This window comes from Eubacterium sulci ATCC 35585 (genome assembly GCA_001189495.1).
In the GTDB taxonomy this organism is placed as follows: domain Bacteria; phylum Bacillota; class Clostridia; order Peptostreptococcales; family Anaerovoracaceae; genus Eubacterium_B; species Eubacterium_B sulci.
Genome location: CP012068.1, coordinates 745,119 through 762,007, shown reverse-complemented (window position 1 = coordinate 762,007; position 16,889 = coordinate 745,119). Strand labels below are relative to the sequence as shown.

Below are 16,889 nucleotides of genomic sequence, written 5' to 3'. Positions count from 1 at the left end.
ATAATGATACATAATGTGGAGGATTGACCGAGTGGCTAAGGAGCTCGCCTGGAAAGCGAGTAGGGTGTAACAGCCTCGTGGGTTCGAGTCCCATGTCCTCCGCCAATGCAAAAGAAAGCCTTTAGGGGCTTTCTTTTTTACTATCTAATATTCTATTTGTCTCTTTACTGCTAAAAAGCGTTTTGATACACCTTACAAAATAACTTAGGCCATACAGTTTTGATTAATAATTATTTACAAGTAGCAATAATTATCGTGAGCCCTCTATTTTAGTACTATGTATACATTGAATCTCTTCATCAAAACGATTGCATTGTTTTATGAACAAAACTCTTTTTTTTGTACTTTTGTACAAAGCTTTTGTAAGTTCTTTTATCTATTTTAGCTATATGCTCAATATTCCAAGGTGCTCAAGTAATATTTTTGTTCCTATCAAAATGAGAATTACTCCACCTACCCTCTCTGCGCCTGATTTAAACCTAGTTCCGCAAAGGTTTCCGAGCTTTACTCCCGCAAAACCAAATGCAAAGGTCGTCGCACCTATAAGAGTTACTGCAAGAACAATGTTTACCTTAAGTACAGCAAAGCTTATACCTACAGCGAGCGCATCTATGCTAGTTGCAATAGCCAAAAGGAGCATGGTCTTCACATCAAAGTTAGCATCTTCCTTTTCCTCATCCCCTGCCTCTTTGATCATTTTAAGCCCGATTATGAGGAGAAGAACAAAGGCTATCCAGTGGTCAAAATCTGCTATGATTGCAATGAACCTTGCCCCTAGAAAATACCCGATGCTAGGCATTAAGGCCTGAAAGATACCGAAATAAAGTCCGCAAACTATAGCGTATCTCCACTTCATATCTCTAAGCGCAAGCCCCTTGCATATAGAAACGGCAAAGGCGTCCATCGAGAGTCCTACTGCAATTAGCAGAATCTCAATTATAGACATAGAGCATCCTCTATCGCATCGAGCATTTTATCCTTTGCAAATACCTTATCGTGCTTAACTTCCCTGCTTTCTAGTCCATCTATAGCCTTAGGTACTTTAACTCCTGTAAATTCCTTGAGCTTATCTACGCACTCAAAGTCACTCATTCCTTCAGGATTAAGTCCAATTGATGATGCAACGCTTCTTGGGAACTTGTATGGTGAGGCTGTTGAAGCTATGACATTCGCTTTTTCGTCACCCGTCTCCTTCTTGTACTGCTCGAAAACTGCATAAGCTACGGCTGTATGAGTGTCTACAAGATAGCTTTCTTTCTTGTATAGTTCTCCTATTGTCTCGCAGGTCAAATCCATATCCGCAAAACCTGCGTAGAAGCAGTCTAGTCCCGCTTTGATAGAATCAGAAACCTTGTACTCCCCCTTGCTATCTAAAGATTCCATAAGTTTCCTAAGCTCATCAGCACTGCTTAGGTGGTATAGAAGTCTTTCTAGGTTGCTTGAGATCAAAATATCCATGGATGGTGAGTTCGTCAAAACAAAATCTCTCTTTATATCGTACTTGCCACTTACAAAGAAGTCGGTCAAAACCTTGTTCTCATTGGAAGCACATATAAACTTTGATACTGGAATTCCCATCTTCATTGCATAGTAGGCTGCGAGGATATTTCCGAAGTTTCCTGTTGGAACTGTGATGTTTATTGCATCGCTAGCTTCAATATCCCCTGCTGCTACAAGTCTTGAATACGCATAAACGTAGTATGCAACCTGAGGAATTAGTCTTCCTATATTAATTGAGTTTGCAGATGAGAAAACGTATCCCTTTGATGCAAGCTCCTCCTTGAGCGCATTGTCAGTAAAAAGTTTTTTAACTCCCGTCTGCGCATCATCAAAGTTTCCTTCTATTGCATATACGTGAACATTCTTTCCCTCCTGAGTTACCATCTGGCGTCTTTGCACCTCACTAACTCCATCCTTAGGATAGAACACGATTATCTCTGTATTTTCTACATCGGCAAAGCCCTCCAAAGCTGCCTTTCCAGTGTCTCCAGATGTGGCTGTCAAAATGCAAACCTTCTTATCTACACCGAGCTTCTTCATAGATGTAGTCATAAGATAAGGAAGAATTGAAAGCGCCATGTCCTTAAAAGCTGCAGTCTTTCCGTGATATAGCTCTAGGAAGTTTGCTCCGTCAGCCTTTGTTATCTTTGCGATCTCAGGAACCTCAAACTTCTCATCATAAGCATTGTCTACGCAGTAGTCAATCTCCTCACTTGTGAAATCTGAGAAGAATGATCCAATCACTAGCTTGGCAACCTGCTGATAAGTCATCTTAGCTAGCTCATCAAAGCTAACTGAGAGCGCCGGTATCTTGGTCGGTACGAACAGACCCTTGTCGTCAGCGATTCCTTTAACTATTGCTTCAGCTGCGCTAAAGCTACCTTCCATGCCTCTTGTACTTACATAATTTATCATATGAATTCTCCCGAAATTATTTAAATAAAAAACTTTACAAGTCGATTATCTTAGTATATAATATCCCTTGTAGCATTTCAATAAATGATTTGTGATTTAACAATTTAATTTGTCGCCTTGGTCAAGTGGTCAAGACGTAGCCCTCTCACGGCTGAATCAGGGGTTCGACTCCCCTAGGCGATACCAGTTAAGAAAAGCCCTGAAATTCAATATTCAGGGCTTTTTATCTTGTTTATATTTGGTAATTATTTAGATTTCTACATCAAAAGACATCAATTAAAACCATTTAAAGTGTGCCATTTGGTGTGCCACTTTTCCACAAGTCACTGTAAAGATGTACGCGATCGAATTGCTTTTATAAACCCATTCTTAAACATCTTATTACTTTCCCTTTGCTTTTTATTTTATTTATTTTTAAAATCACACCTTACCTTAAACTCGAGCAGATTCAAAACATATTTCGGAGGTATTCGCTCTCCCATTTCCCAACTTTTTATTGTGCGGACTGGTATCTCATAAGCATCTGCAAATTTGTTTTGTGTTAAGCCTGTCATTTCTCTTATTTTTCTTAACTTGTCACTTGCAGTTTTTGTTCCCTTGTTCCACAAAATAATGAGATGTATGTATCTTCTTTTAAATAGTTCTCTACCCATATTTTTGCTTCCTCTTTTGTAAGAGGCTTTATGCCAATTTTTGTGTCAAGCTTGAAGAATTCTCCCGTTTTTTTCTGAAAAGTTCTTCCTCCCCAAACTTTCCTATTGTAATTGCTGTGTCTGTATCATAGAATTTGCCTTTTATGATGGTCTTCATATGTTGCACCTCCTTATTTTATAGCTAAGTAAACAATGCATCCAATCAGTATTCCCCACACGATGCCGCCAATAATCTTTTCTTTTGCTGTTGTTTTTCTATTCTTAACTGTGATTCTCATTCTCTTCTTGCCTTTCATATTTTATTATGGTATGATGTCCATAGAGGAGCTTACGCTCTCTCTATGGTGATTTCTAAGGTGAAGATGAGGAAATTTAACTTTATTGTTAATTTCTTTATCTTCATTTTTTCTTTTTCATACCTTTTAGGAAAAGCCCTGAATTTCAATATTCAGGGCTTTTTACTATTTCAAATTTAGTTCTGCTTTAAGAGCTGCTTGTAATATAGCCGAGAAATTTATTCCTGCTTTTTCCGCCTCAAAGTTAAGCCATGAAGGAATCGTACAGTTTTTCCTAATTGCTCTCATATCATTCTTTCTTCTGTATTCATCAAAGTCCACATCCACGAGACTTATAAACTCATCTTTATTTGTTTCTATTGATGTCATTGCTGATGGTTTAGGCAAAACCTCGTGTTCATCCTCCATATCAATTCCCACTATTCCTATCGCATCTCTTGCCATTTCAATAGCTGTAGCCATGTCTTCACCTTCTGTATTAATATTGAAATCTGGAACAAATACAATGTAATTATCCTTACTTCCTTTTTTTAATACTATTGGATATACATTTTTCATTTTCTCCTCCTTTTTTTCATTTATACCCTCTTTTATATCATTATACGCATTAAATACGCATGATTTAAGTTGTATTCAAAATTCCCCATAAAAAAAGCACCTTACGGTGCTTCTTTTATTATGATTTTTTAGCAAGCTCAAGCAACAATGCTATTGGGAATAGAATTATTGCAAGTAGAATAATCATATATCTTTGCCTCCAAAACTATTAAACATAAAAGTTAATTTCAGTATTGTGCAACTTTTTTCTCTTGTGCTAATTATATCATCTATTTATCATTAGTAAAGCTATTTTTTTATGCTTACAAATACTCTCTTGTCTATTCTTTCGATTTCTAGACCGCGAAGGTCTGCAACGAACTCTCTAAGGAATTTGTACTTTCCGCCACCTTTTTTGTCGTAGTATCTTACGTCAAAGTTTCTGTAAAGTCTGCTCAGCTCATTTCCAATCTGCCCAAGGTCTGTTGGCTTTCCTAGATCCTCATTTGCCATGATAATCTGCTTAATCTTGCTGCTTATTAGCTTCTTGCTTGGAATGTTTCCTGTTTGGTCAGACTTTCTTTCCTGTCTTGGCTTTATGCCAGCTGCAGCCTCAGCGTCAGCCTCCTTCTTCTTTTCGGCCTCGGCTTCCTTTGCTAGAACATCTATGTAGACAAACTTATCAAAGGCATTTTCTAGAGCCTCAGTTGCCTTGTCGGACTCACCCATGCCGATTACGAGAAGTCCGGATTCTGCAAGCCTTCTAGCTAGTGAAGTAAAGTCACTGTCCGAGGAAACTATGCAAAATCCGTCGACATTTCCACGATAGAGAATATCCATCGCATCGATTATCAATGCAGAATCCGAGGCATTCTTTCCCCTCGTGTTGTTAAACTGCATCATAGGCTTTAGGGAGTTTTTGTTTATCTGACCCTCCCATTTTGTTTGGACAATCTTGTCCCAGCTTCCGTAAATTCTCTTGTATGAGCACTCACCGTAGTTTGTTATTTCATCTATAATATAGTCAGCATACTGTGCTGAAATATTTTCTGCATCTATCAGCAGCGCCATCTTTCTCTCTTTGTTCACTATCTCACCTCTTTTGCGTATTTTGATATAACGCTTAGCATGATATCAACGAGCATTACCATCTCCTCGACAACGGCGTATTCTCTATTACCGTGATGGTTATAGGAACCCGTTCCAAGGTTAGGACAAGGAACTCCCATGCGTGAAATTCCGGCACCATCTGTGCCACCTCTCATTGGAGCTGGCCTTGCATCAAGCCCCTGCTCTCTTATGGCTTCCATTGCATATTCTATATGCTCCTCGTGACCCTTCATGCATTCAGCCATGTTTCTATATGAATCCTTAAAGGAAATTTCGACAGTATCAGCACCGTACTTTTCGTTTAGGAACTCTGCACATTTTGACATCAAAGCCTTCCTCTGTTCAAGCTTATCAATGTCGTGGTCTCTAATTATGTACTCTAAGATAGCCTCTTCACAGTTTCCGTTCATCTCCATCAAATGGTAGAAACCCTCGTAGCCCTCGGTGTGCTCAGGTCTTTCGCTAGCCGGGAGCGCCTCTGCAAACTCGCACGCCACGTGAAGAGCATTTTTCATCTTGTTCTTTGCTTCACCAGGATGTGTCACTATGCCATGAATCTTTATGCTAGCAGAAGCCGCATTGAAGTTCTCATATGAGATTTCATCTGGTGCTGCGCCGTCTAGTGTATAGGCTCTATCTGCCGCAAGCTTCTTGACATCAAAGTGGTCAACGCTAGTTCCAATCTCCTCATCTGGAGTAAATGAAAATGCGATATCTCCATGCTTAAACTCAGGAGTCTTAACCATGTATTCAAGCGCTGTCATTATTTCTGCAACGCCAGCCTTATCATCTCCTCCTAGAAGAGTTTTTCCATTTGTAACTACGATGGTTTTTCCCTTTGCATTCATCAAAGCTTCATTACATGCTGGATCTAAAACCACACCTTCACAGAGAGTTACTGGCTCTCCATCGTAGTTATCTATAACCCTAGCCTCATCTCCTGGATATGGGAATTCTAGTGCCGTATCCATATGAGCTATGAAGCCTATTGTAGGAACCTTTGCATCGATATTTCCTCTGAGCTTTCCGTAGATATAGCCCTTGTCATCTAGCTCTACCTCTGTGATTCCAAGAGCCTTGATTTCTTCTATCAAAACCTTGGCTAGATTCAGCTGCTTTGCTGTACTAGGAACAGTCTCGCTAGTGTCGTCAGACTGCGTATCTATTTTGATGTATGTTAAAAAGTTTTTTAGTACACTTTGTTTTTTGTCCACTGCCTTCTCCTTAAAAATAAGCAGGGCATGCAATACACGCCCCGCTTTTTGTTAGTTATTTGAGTACTGCAATCATCTCGCCAGCCTTAACCTGCTGACCTTCCTTAACGAATACCGTATCAACGATACCATCAGTAGTTGAAATGATATTTGTCTCCATCTTCATTGCTTCAAGTACAGCGATAGCCTGATTTGCTTCGACCTTATCGCCTTCCTTAATGAGAATCTTGATAACAGCACCAGGGATGTTTGCACCGATTTCCATTGGGTTTTCTTCGTCTGCATATCTTGTAACAGCTACAGCTACTGAGTCCTTGATGTCCTCATCCTTAACCTTTGCAACTCTGCGGTTACCGTTGATTTCGAATACAACCTCACAGATGCCTTCGTTATTTGTAGCTCTTCTCTCGATAAGTCTTACGATGAATGTCTTACCCTCATCGATCTTGATTTCGCAAGTTTCACCCTCAGATAGTCCGTGGAAGAAGATGTCAGAACCCATGTGTCTGAAATCACCGTTCTTGCGAACATATTTGATATAGTCATCAAATACCTTAGGGTAGATAGCAGCACTGATGACATCCTGCTCACTTGCCTCTATTCCTAGCTCATCAACTAGGTGCTTTTTGATTGCGTCAAAATCCTCATCCTCTAGGAGCTCACCTGCACGGCATGTGATTGGCTTCTTATCCTTGAGAACTAGCTTCTGAAGATCCTTTGGGAATCCTCCAAGTGGCTGACCGATCATTCCCTCAAAGAATGAAACTAGTGAATCTGGGAAGTCTACATTCTTACCCTTCTCATAGATGTTCTCTGGTGTCATGTCATTCTGAACCATGAAAATTGCAGTGTCACCGACAACCTTTGATGTAGGTGTAACCTTGATGATGTCTCCAAGCATCAAGTTAACCTTGCGATACATCTCCTTAACCTCATTGAACTTATAGCCCAGTCCAAATGAATCTACCTGAGCCTTTAGGTTTGAATACTGTCCGCCAGGCATCTCATACTTGTAGATTTCTGCAGATGGTGTACGTAGTCCAGACTCAAAGCTTGCATATACTGGTCTTACATCTCTCCAGTACTCTGAGAGCTGCTGGATTCCCTCGTAAGCGATTTCTGTATCTCTTGATGAGTGCTCAAGAGCTGCAACGATTGAGTTTAGACCAGGCTGTGATGTTAGACCTGCCATGCTGTTAAATGCAGCATCGACGATGTCTACACCTGCCTGAGCAGCCATGAGAACTGTTGCGATACCGTTACCACTTGTGTCATGTGTATGTAGATGTACTGGAATCTTAAGAACCTGCTTGAGTTCTCCGATGAGCTCTCTTGCAGCCATTGGCTTTAGAAGTCCAGACATGTCCTTGATACCGATGATGTGAGCACCCTCAGCCTCAAGTTCCTTAGCAAGCTTGATGTAGTATTCTAGATTATACTTTGTTCTTGACTTATCGAGAATATCGCCTGTGTAGCACATGCATGCCTCAGCAAGCTTACCCTGCTTGAGCGTCTCGTCAAGTGCAATCTTCATTCCCTCTGTCCAGTTTAGTGAGTCAAAGATACGGAATACATCGATTCCAGCCTTAGCTGACTGCTTAATGAACTCTCTGATAACGTTATCAGGGTAGTTCTTGTATCCTACAGCATTAGCACCTCTAACGAGCATCTGGAACATCACGTTTGGAATGAGCTTTCTTAGTGTTGCAAGTCTCTCCCATGGATTTTCGTGAAGGAATCTAAAAGCTGTATCAAATGTAGCTCCACCCCACATCTCAAGTGAGAAGAAATCCTTACCGTAGAGCGCTGTACCAGGAGCGATTTTCTCCATATCTATTGTACGAACTCTAGTAGCCATAAGTGACTGCTGAGCATCTCTCATTGTTGTATCTGTGATCAAAAGTCTCTTCTGATCAAGAACCCACTTGCTTACTGCCTCAGGTCCCTGCTCATCAAGTAACTGCTTTGTCCCTCTTAACTTAGCAATTTCCTCAGGGCTAACGCGTGGGAATACAGGTACGTCAAAGGTTGGCTTTCTTCCCTTTGTCTCATTAACAATCTTGTTTCCGAGGAAGTTAATAATCTTTAGCTCTTCATCTTCCTTGGTTCTGATATCCATAAGCTCTGGATGAGCTGAAATAAAGCCAGTGTTACAGTTTCCTTCAGCGAAGGTCTCGTGGTTTAGAACGTTTAGGATGAAGCCGATGTTTGTTTTAACGCCCTTGATCTGAGTCTCTCTAAGAGCTCTGATAGCCTTGCGTCTTGCTGCATCAAATGTAAGTGCCGTTGCTGTAACCTTAACTAGAAGACTGTCGTAATATGGACTGATTGTTGAACCAGTAAATCCATTACCGCCATCAAGTCTGATGCCGTAACCTGAAGCACTTCGGTAAAGCTCGATAGTTCCTGTGTCAGGAGCAAATCCGTTGCTAGGGTCTTCTGTTGTGATTCTGCACTGGATAGCATAACCTCTTGTGTGAATATCATCCTGAGATTCTATTCCGATTTCTGGATCTGCAAGAGCATATCCCTCAGCAACTAAAATCTGAGTCTGAACGATATCTATACCTGTCACCATCTCAGTAACTGTATGTTCTACCTGAATACGAGGGTTCATCTCAATGAAATAGTGTCTTCCGTCTGAGTCTAGAAGGAACTCAACTGTACCAGCACTGCGATAATCAACTGCTCTTGCAATCTTGAGCGCGTCGTTACATATAGCCTTTCTCTGCTCATCTGTTAGACAAAGTGAAGGTGTAAACTCGATAACCTTCTGATGTCTTCTCTGAATGGAGCAGTCTCTGTCGTAGAGGTGTACGATGTTACCGTACTTATCTCCGACAATCTGAACCTCGATGTGCTTAGGGTTTTCGAGGTACTTCTCAATAAATATATCATCGATACCAAATGCTGCCTGAGCTTCACTCTTTGCTCTTCTATACTCATTTACGATATCATCTTTGCTTCTTACGATTCTCATACCACGGCCGCCGCCACCAGCTGCTGCCTTAAGCATAACTGGGTATCCACATCTGTCTGCGAATTCAACCGCCTCGTCCTCGTCCTTGATAGCTGAGTCAACACCTGGGATAGTAGGAACCTCAACTCTAGCAGCTACAATCTTGGATTTGATCTTGTCGCCAAGCTGATCCATCATGTAGTGGTTAGGTCCGATAAATTCAATTCCTGCGTCCTCGCAAGCCTTTGCAAATTCTGTATTCTCTGATAGGAATCCATATCCTGGGTGAATAGCATCAACACCCTTAGCCTTTGCAAGCTCAATAATTTCCTCAATTGATAGGTATGCCGCAACAGGAGTCTTTCCCTTTCCTATCTGGTAGGATTCATCTGCCTTAAATCTGAATAAGCTGTTCTTGTCTTCCTCAGAGTAAATTGCAACTGTTCTAATTCCAAGCTCTTGACATGCTCTGAATACTCTAATTGCAATCTCGCCACGATTGGCAACCAGAACACGCTTGAACTTCTTAATTTCTCTCATTGTTTTTCTCCCATTCTCTATAATAAAAAATTAAACGTGTCAAATCTATATATCACTGCATTACTGCATGTGGATATCAATATTCTTGTAAGATAGATCGAGTTCAGCAGACCTGAGAGCCTCAGTAACATCCTCTTCTATCTTGTATGATAAGTTGTAGTAGTCATCTGCATTGCACCAAAGCTTAAAGTCTACAGAAAGTGCATATGCATCTATGGAGCCAACTCCAATTATCGGTTCAGGCGTGCTTAGCACGAGAGGATTGCTCCTTGCTACTGCAAGAAGAATCTCCTTAACTTTAGCTATATCTGTATCCTTAGCAAACTTATATACCTTGTCTATTCGTCTTATCCCAGACTCAGTGAAGTTAGTCAAAACCGAAGCTGACATCACTCCGTTTGGCACTGTAACAACCTTGTTATCACCAGTATGCATCTTGGTGTACATAAGGTCAATCTCATCGACAATTCCCGTCGCATCAACATTTCCGTTTACTGCTATCAAATCACCACACTTGAAGGGCTTGTTGATCAAAATGAGAAAGCCTCCAGCGACATTGCCAAGACTATCCTTTAGGGCTAGCGCAATCGCCGCACCTCCAGCACCGAGGACTGTCAAAAGAGATGAAGTATTCAGTCCTAGCTCCTGCAAAATTATAATAGCAAGTACTATCAAAAATATTACCCTTATGCCATTAGTTATAAACGCGTGTAGTGATTTATCGATATTTGACTTCACAAGTATCTTGCGAAGCAATTTAATCAAAATCGTTATCACTACCCAGCCAACTATGAAGGATAGTAAAGCGATTCCAGTCTCCGTCATTAATTTTGTAAAACGCTCTGTGTTTATCATCCTCTACCTCTGCCCTCTCACGGCTGCACCAGGGGCTTGCCGTAAGACCTATCTACATAGCAAAACGCCTTCTTAGCGTCCTGCTCTTCTTCTCTCTATTTCCTTAAGTAGCTTCTTTCTGAGCCTGATATCATCTGGGACGATTTCAACTAGCTCATCATCAGCTATGAACTCCAGTGCTTCCTCAAGAGTGAAGTGACGAGCCGGTGAGAGCTTAACATTCTCATCGCTTCCTGCCGCACGCATATTTGTCGCCTTCTTAGCCTTACATGGATTAACCTCCATGTCGTTTCCTCTCGAGTTCATTCCGACAATCATGCCCTCATAAACTCTAGTCTGAGGCTCTACGAACATCTGAACTCTTTCGCTGATATTGAAAAGCGCATAAGGTGTGCAAACACCTTCTTCTATCGCAATAGCTACTCCGTTATTTCTGCCCGGAATCTCGCCCTTGTACTCTTCGAATGCAAAGAATCTTCTCTCCATGTTTCCTTCGCCACGAGTATCGTTAATGAACTCAGATCTATATCCCAAAAGACCTCTAGTTGGTGCATGGTACTCTAGCTTAGTGTATCCGTTGTCACCAGACATCTGAACCATGATTCCCTTTCTGAGGTTTAGCTTGGAGATTACCGTTCCTGAATACTCATCTGGAACCGTAATTATAACTTCTTCGATTGGTTCAAGCCTAGCGCCGTTTTCGTCCTTGTGGTAGATAACCTCTGGCTTTGATACAGCTAGCTCATAGCCTTCTCTTCTCATATTCTCTATCAAAATAGAAAGATGGAGTTCGCCTCTTCCTGAAACCTTGAAGCAGTCTGTTGAATCTGTGTCCTCAACAGTGAGTCCAACATTGACCTCTAGCTCCTTGTTCAGTCTTTCTCTAATATGCCTTGATGTCACATACTTACCCACCTGACCAGCAAAAGGAGATGAGTTAACCATGAAGTTCATCGAAAGCGTTGGCTCCTCAATCATGATGCTGCCAAGACCCTCTGGTGCTGACGGATCGCAGATTGTCTCACCGATTGAGATATCTGAGATACCTGAAACGACAACTATGTCTCCGCACTGAGCTTCCTCAACAGGCATCCTCTTAAGACCTCTGTAAACGAAAATCTGACCAATTTTGCGAGTTTCTACGCTGTTTTCTTTGACCACAGAAACCTGACTGCCCTGTTTGAGTACGCCTCTTGTAATTCTTCCGATTCCTAGTCTTCCGATATAGTCATCGTAGGCAAGTGTTGAAATCTGCATCTGCAAAGGCTCTTCTCTTCTATCTGGATAAACCTCGCAGTGCTCAATTATTGTATCAAAGAGCGGCGTAATATCGAATCCGCCGTAGCCCTCTGGTGTGTGCTTTAGCTTGCTATCTCCCTGTCTAAACTCTAGGCCATCTATATCTGATGGGTCCTTAACAGCTATACCCTGCCTTGCAACTCCGTATAGAATTGGGAAGTTCAGCTGATCATCGTTTGAATCTAGGTCCATGAATAGCTCGTATACCTCGTCGACAACCTCGTCGATTCTGGCATCCTTCTTATCGATCTTGTTAATGAACAAAATAGGATTTAGCCCCTGCTCTAGCGACTTGCTAAGAACAAAGCGAGTCTGTGGCATAGGTCCCTCACTTGAGTCAACAAGCAGAATAACTGTATCTACAGTCTTCATGATACGCTCTACCTCAGATGAAAAATCCGCGTGGCCTGGTGTATCTACGATGTTTATCTTAACGTCATTATGCATTACTGAGCAGTTCTTAGAGTAAATTGTTATACCTCTCTCACGCTCTATATCGTCGCTATCCATGACGCAATCTGCCATCGCTTCGTTGTCTCTAAATATACCGCTCTGCTTTAAAAAAGCATCTACGAGCGTCGACTTACCAGCGTCTACATGGGCTATAACGGCAATGTTAATTATTTTTTGTCTTTCAGACATAATTTTACCTTCTTTATTCATTGATTTAACGATAAATTATACCACAAAATGCTCATTATTTCAAATCTGTAATATCCCAGTTTATCGCTTTTTTACCATTCTTTTCTAGAAATTCATTAGTCCTCGTAAAGTAGGCTCCGCCATAAAAACCATTATATGCTGATAGTGGGCTTGGATGTGCACCCTCGAGTATCAAATGTCTTTCGTTTGTAATTAGGGACTTCTTAGCTCTTGCATTCGCACCCCAGAGAATAAAGACAACAGGCTCTGCTCTATCGTTTAGCTTAGAAATTACAGCATCAGTAAGTCTTTCCCAGCCCTTTCCCTTGTGTGAGTTTGGCTTTCCTTCCCTCACAGTAAGGCAGGTGTTCAGAAGCAGAACTCCCTGCTTGGCCCAGCTGAGTAGATAACCGTTATCAGAGCTTGGCATAGGCGCTCCTAGTTCCTCGCGAAGCTCCTTAAAAATATTTACAAGCGACGGTGGCTGCTTAACTCCCGGCTTTACAGAAAAAGCCATGCCGTGTGCCTGCCCTGCTCCGTGATAAGGATCCTGACCCAGTATCAAAACCCTTGTATCATCAAAGTCGGTTTCCTTTAGTGCATTGAAAATATCGTGCATATCAGGGTAGATAGTCTGAGTGCGATATTCCTCTATCAAAAATTGTCTAAGCTTCTTATAGTACTCGCTATTAAACTCGCCAGCGAGCACCTCATCCCAGTGATTTCCTATGTTTACCATATTTCTCCTAAATGTATCAAGCCCGCAGCTTAGCGTAGTTTACGCGAGATGCGAGCTTGTTATTGAGCATATAGCCCGTATTATATCTCGTAGCTTGTGATTCTTCTGCGAGTCATATCCTCGCCCATAATCTGCTGTATGCACCAAACATCAGGTGACTGAGCTCTTCCCATAAGCGCAATTCTAATAACTGTGCTCACATGTCCTACATGCCCCTTATAATCCTCTGGATTCTTCTTGTAATCCTTAGGCTTTGCAGCATATCCAAGCTCAACAGCTATGTTTCTAATCTTGTCAAACCACTGGCTCTGGTCGTCTGCATGGTCATAGCTTTCCATGTATTTCTTTAGAATTTCTCTTGCATCCTCAGCTGAAACCTCTGCAGGAATCTCATCCTCTCTTGCAAACATATCGTCAAAGAAATAGCTTATAAATTCGACAATCTGCTCTGCGTAAACAAGGTCCTTTCTTGGCTTCTTATCATTTCTACCAAGGTCTATAATCTTCTTAAGGTATTCCTCATCATCAAAGATGTACATAATCTCAGGCCTAAATTCCTCAGCCCAACCCTTTAGAAACTCTATGATTTCCTCTGCCGGGATTCTAAGAAGAACATCCTTGCTGATGTCGTTTAGCTTATTCAAATCAAAAAGCGCACCAGAGTTACTCATCTTCTCTGTTGTAAATGTGAACTCGTCAATATCTGCATCCTGATGCTCTGCTCTCCACTCCTCAAAATTTGAGTTTAGGATGGTTAGCAGATATTCTCTTACCGCAGCCGGATGGTATCCTAGGTTGCGATAGTAATCAAGCGATAGCTCTGGGTCTTCTCTCTTGGAGAGTTTTCGCTTGTTTCCGTTTTCGTCTAGCTTCATTAGCTGCGCTGTGTGGCAGTAGATTGGAAGCTCTAGGCCGAGCTTTTCGAAGAGCTCAACGTGGATTGGCAGTGAAGGAAGCCACTCTGCGCCTCTTACGACGTGAGTCGTTCTCATCAGGTGGTCGTCAACCACGTGTGCGAAGTGGTAGGTTGGGATTCCTGTGGTCTTGAGGATGACGACGTCCTGAAAGTTTTCCGGCATTTCGAGAGTTCCTCTTATAGCGTCTTCAACCTTGATTCTGCGTGCCTTTTCTGGGTCTGGATTTCCATCAGACTTAAGTCTTAAAACATAAGGTTTTCCGGCTTTAATATTAGCTTCTATTTCCTCTAGGCTTAGGTTTCTGTGCGCTGCAAACTCACCGTAGATTCCAGGGTTTTGCTTCTCTGCTTCTTGCTTTGTTCTAATAGCAGTGATTTCTTCTTCTGTCAAAAAGCATGGATACGCCTTTCCTTCTCTCACTAGCTTCTTAGCAAACGAAGCATAGACTTTGCCTCTCTTGCTCTGAGTGTAGTTACCATAAGCGCCTGTATCTCCATCTAGTCCTGCCCCCTCGTCAAAGTTTATTCCAAAGAATCTGAGAGAATCGATGATAATCTTAACTGCACCATCGACAAAACGCTTATCATCAGTGTCCTCGATTCTTAGATAGAATACTCCGCCTGACTGATGAGCAAGTCTTTCGTCTACAAAGGCTCCGTAAAGGTTTCCGAGATGAATAAAACCAGTTGGTGATGGTCCTAGTCTTGTAACCTTGGCTCCTTCTGGCAGATTTCTCTTAGGATAGATTTTCTCATAATCCTCAGGGCTTTTATCTATATTTGGAAACAGCAGTTCTGCTAATATGTTGTAATCCATTTCATCCTCCACAAATTTAATCTCATATATCATTAATTATATAATATTTTTGCCCGTATTTGTAGTATAATGTCATCATGAGTAAAATATATATAGCAAAAGATGCACACTATCATCTTAAAGAGTATTTAACAGGGCTTGGGCATGTGCTTGAGCCAATTTCATCAAACGGAATTGTTGATCGCGGGATTTCTAATCATCCCGATATTTTCCTATGCAAAATGGGAATCGGGGACAAGGCTCCCGTCTACATGGCGGCGCCTGAGGACCTCGGCAGGTACTATCCTCAGGATGCTGCATTCAATGCAGCATGTACAGGAAAGTACTTCATACACAACCTTTCCTGTACGGCGCCGCGCCTACTCAAGGTCGCTGAGGAAATGGGAATGTACCTCATCGACGTCAAACAAGGATATACAAAGTGCAGCATCGCTATCGTTGACGAAAACTCAATCATCACCTACGATGCTGGAATTGCAAAAGCCTGTGAAGGCATAGAAGATCTTTCAGTTCTTCTAGTGCAGCCAGGCTTTGTTCGCCTCGACGGCTATGACACAGGATTCATCGGTGGAACCTGTGGCAGAGTTGGAGATGAACTTGTATTTAACGGAGACCTCTCCTCTCATCCTGATTTTCCAAGGATTTTAGAGTTCACTGAGGAGCGCGGAATAAGATGTAAGTGGTTCCCAGAGTATCAGCTCACTGACATAGGCTCAATTCTTTAGTATATGAAGCTATAAAGCAGGGAGCATAGAGTATGAAGAAACATGCGATAATACCCATATTCATCCCCCATCTCGGCTGCCCCTGCCAGTGTGTTTTCTGCAATCAGCAGAAGATAACAGCAAGGACTAAGGCCGTTAGCACAGATGAAGTCAGAGAAACCGTAGAAAGATACCTGTCGACGCTCGGAGACCTTGACACAAGCGAGATAGAAATCGCTTTTTATGGAGGAAGTTTTACAGCGATTCCAATAGATGCGCAGACCGCATATCTTGAGGTCGCAAACGAATATATAGATCAGGGAAGAGTTTCATCCCTACACATATCGACAAGGCCAGACTGCATAGACGAAGAGATTTTGGAAAATCTCAAACGCTATAATGTAAGCACCATAGAGCTAGGTGTTCAGTCCTTTAGCGACGAAGTGCTTAGACTATCCAAGCGAGGGCACGATAGCGACATCGCAAGAAAGGCAGCTAGGCTAGTTAAGGAGCGAGGGTTTAAGCTTGGTATTCAGCTCATGATCGGGCTTCCAGGAGATAGCCTAGAGAGCTGCATTTATTCAGCAAGAGAAACTGTGGCACTTTCCCCAGAGCTAGCAAGGCTCTACCCTACTTTGGTCATAGATGGCACAGAGCTTTATGACATGTATGAGGACGGAAGCTACGAGGCTTTGAGCAAGGAAGAAGCACTACTCCGCACCAAGGAGATGTATAAGATTCTGCATAAGGCAGGAATAAATATAATGAGGGTCGGGCTTAAGAGCACAGATATAATCGGCGGAAGCGATTTATCTGCAATCAACGGCGGACCCTATCATCCAGCCTTTAGGCAGCTCGTCGAAGGCGAGATAGCATATGAGGCACTTAAGGGACAGCTTGATGCTTTGATGAAAAAGACAGACGGCATGAGTCCTGCACATGCGCTAAATATAGATGGCACAAGACTTGCGAGAGCTGAAGGCTCTGACGAGGCAAGTAACCCACCAAAGCCAAAACTCAAGGTCGACCTATTTTCAAATCCTCAGTCTTTCTCCAATATGATTGGAAACTGCGGAATTAATAAGGATAGGCTTGGTGCTGAATATCCTAATTTTGATATAAAATATAGAACAGACAATAATTTAGCAAGAGATATTTACATAGCAGAACTAAAATAACTGGAGGAAAAAATG

General features: G+C 41.9%; 12 protein-coding genes, 2 tRNA genes and 1 pseudogene. 4 read left to right on the top strand and 11 right to left on the bottom strand.

Going from position 1 to position 16,889, the window contains the following annotated elements:
* The first annotated feature begins 17 nt into the window (after positions 1 to 17).
* Positions 18 to 105, top strand: a tRNA-Ser gene (locus ADJ67_03495).
* A 280-nt stretch (positions 106 to 385) separates the two neighbouring features.
* On the opposite strand, the gene ADJ67_03490 is transcribed toward ADJ67_03495, so the two are convergent.
* Both ADJ67_03490 and ADJ67_03485 read right to left on the bottom strand, forming a co-directional pair.
* On the bottom strand, positions 386 to 946 hold the full coding sequence (locus ADJ67_03490) for a membrane protein (protein AKT46825.1): 561 nt from the start codon (positions 944 to 946) through the stop codon (positions 386 to 388).
* Positions 937 to 2,421, bottom strand: a complete 1,485-nt coding sequence (locus ADJ67_03485) for a threonine synthase (protein ID AKT46824.1) — start codon at positions 2,419 to 2,421, stop codon at positions 937 to 939. The genes ADJ67_03490 and ADJ67_03485 overlap by 10 nt, the downstream gene beginning before the upstream one ends.
* 105 nt (positions 2,422 to 2,526) lie before the next feature.
* Here ADJ67_03485 and ADJ67_03480 point away from each other — a divergent pair.
* Positions 2,527 to 2,601 (top strand) — tRNA-Glu (locus ADJ67_03480).
* 218 nt (positions 2,602 to 2,819) lie between these two features.
* On the opposite strand, the gene ADJ67_03475 is transcribed toward ADJ67_03480, so the two are convergent.
* From ADJ67_03475 to ADJ67_03435, 9 genes are all read right to left on the bottom strand, one after another.
* Entirely contained in the window at positions 2,820 to 3,068 is a 249-nt protein-coding gene (locus tag ADJ67_03475; protein ID AKT46823.1) for a hypothetical protein, read from the bottom strand.
* 461 nt (positions 3,069 to 3,529) lie between these two features.
* Positions 3,530 to 3,922 carry an antitoxin HicB gene (locus ADJ67_03470; protein AKT46822.1) on the bottom strand — a complete coding sequence of 131 codons (393 nt, stop codon included), beginning with the start codon at positions 3,920 to 3,922 and terminating at the stop codon, positions 3,530 to 3,532.
* A gap of 288 nt (positions 3,923 to 4,210) precedes the next feature.
* Positions 4,211 to 4,972, bottom strand: coding sequence for a nuclease (locus ADJ67_03465; GenBank protein ID AKT47658.1), 762 nt, complete (start codon positions 4,970 to 4,972; stop codon positions 4,211 to 4,213).
* Positions 4,973 to 4,989: 17 nt separating this feature from the next.
* The gene (locus ADJ67_03460; GenBank protein AKT46821.1) at positions 4,990 to 6,225 is read right to left on the bottom strand and encodes a peptidase T; all 1,236 of its coding nucleotides are present in this window, start codon (positions 6,223 to 6,225) and stop codon (positions 4,990 to 4,992) included.
* A 55-nt stretch (positions 6,226 to 6,280) separates the two neighbouring features.
* On the bottom strand, positions 6,281 to 9,724 hold the full coding sequence (locus ADJ67_03455) for a pyruvate carboxylase (GenBank protein ID AKT46820.1): 3,444 nt from the start codon (positions 9,722 to 9,724) through the stop codon (positions 6,281 to 6,283).
* Between the two features lie 60 nt (positions 9,725 to 9,784).
* Positions 9,785 to 10,579, bottom strand: a complete 795-nt coding sequence (locus tag ADJ67_03450) for a hypothetical protein (GenBank protein ID AKT46819.1) — start codon at positions 10,577 to 10,579, stop codon at positions 9,785 to 9,787.
* Positions 10,580 to 10,651: 72 nt separating this feature from the next.
* Complete coding sequence (locus tag ADJ67_03445; GenBank protein AKT46818.1) at positions 10,652 to 12,520, bottom strand: GTP-binding protein TypA; 1,869 nt, start codon at positions 12,518 to 12,520, stop codon at positions 10,652 to 10,654.
* A 55-nt stretch (positions 12,521 to 12,575) separates the two neighbouring features.
* Positions 12,576 to 13,259 carry a uracil-DNA glycosylase gene (locus ADJ67_03440; protein ID AKT46817.1) on the bottom strand — a complete coding sequence of 228 codons (684 nt, stop codon included), beginning with the start codon at positions 13,257 to 13,259 and terminating at the stop codon, positions 12,576 to 12,578.
* 80 nt (positions 13,260 to 13,339) lie between these two features.
* On the bottom strand, positions 13,340 to 14,992 hold the full coding sequence (locus tag ADJ67_03435; protein AKT46816.1) for a glutamyl-tRNA synthetase: 1,653 nt from the start codon (positions 14,990 to 14,992) through the stop codon (positions 13,340 to 13,342).
* A 269-nt stretch (positions 14,993 to 15,261) separates the two neighbouring features.
* Here ADJ67_03435 and ADJ67_03430 point away from each other — a divergent pair.
* A pseudogene (locus ADJ67_03430) lies at positions 15,262 to 15,717 on the top strand (hypothetical protein).
* A gap of 32 nt (positions 15,718 to 15,749) precedes the next feature.
* On the top strand, positions 15,750 to 16,874 hold the full coding sequence (locus ADJ67_03425) for a radical SAM protein (protein ID AKT46815.1): 1,125 nt from the start codon (positions 15,750 to 15,752) through the stop codon (positions 16,872 to 16,874).
* The last annotated feature ends 15 nt before the right edge of the window (positions 16,875 to 16,889 follow it).

Bases quoted from the DNA above. Each gene is read 5' to 3' on its own strand.
- ADJ67_03490 (AKT46825.1), bottom strand. From the start codon at position 946: ATGTCTATAATTGAGATTCTGCTAATTGCAGTAGGACTCTCGATGGAC.
- ADJ67_03475 (AKT46823.1), bottom strand. From the start codon at position 3,068: ATGGGTAGAGAACTATTTAAAAGAAGATACATACATCTCATTATTTTG.
- ADJ67_03470 (AKT46822.1), bottom strand. From the start codon at position 3,922: ATGAAAAATGTATATCCAATAGTATTAAAAAAAGGAAGTAAGGATAAT.
- ADJ67_03465 (AKT47658.1), bottom strand. From the start codon at position 4,972: ATGGCGCTGCTGATAGATGCAGAAAATATTTCAGCACAGTATGCTGAC.
- ADJ67_03455 (AKT46820.1), bottom strand. From the start codon at position 9,724: ATGAGAGAAATTAAGAAGTTCAAGCGTGTTCTGGTTGCCAATCGTGGC.
- ADJ67_03450 (AKT46819.1), bottom strand. From the start codon at position 10,579: ATGATAAACACAGAGCGTTTTACAAAATTAATGACGGAGACTGGAATC.
- ADJ67_03445 (AKT46818.1), bottom strand. From the start codon at position 12,520: ATGTCTGAAAGACAAAAAATAATTAACATTGCCGTTATAGCCCATGTA.
- ADJ67_03440 (AKT46817.1), bottom strand. From the start codon at position 13,259: ATGGTAAACATAGGAAATCACTGGGATGAGGTGCTCGCTGGCGAGTTT.
- ADJ67_03435 (AKT46816.1), bottom strand. From the start codon at position 14,992: ATGGATTACAACATATTAGCAGAACTGCTGTTTCCAAATATAGATAAA.
- ADJ67_03425 (AKT46815.1), top strand. From the start codon at position 15,750: ATGAAGAAACATGCGATAATACCCATATTCATCCCCCATCTCGGCTGC.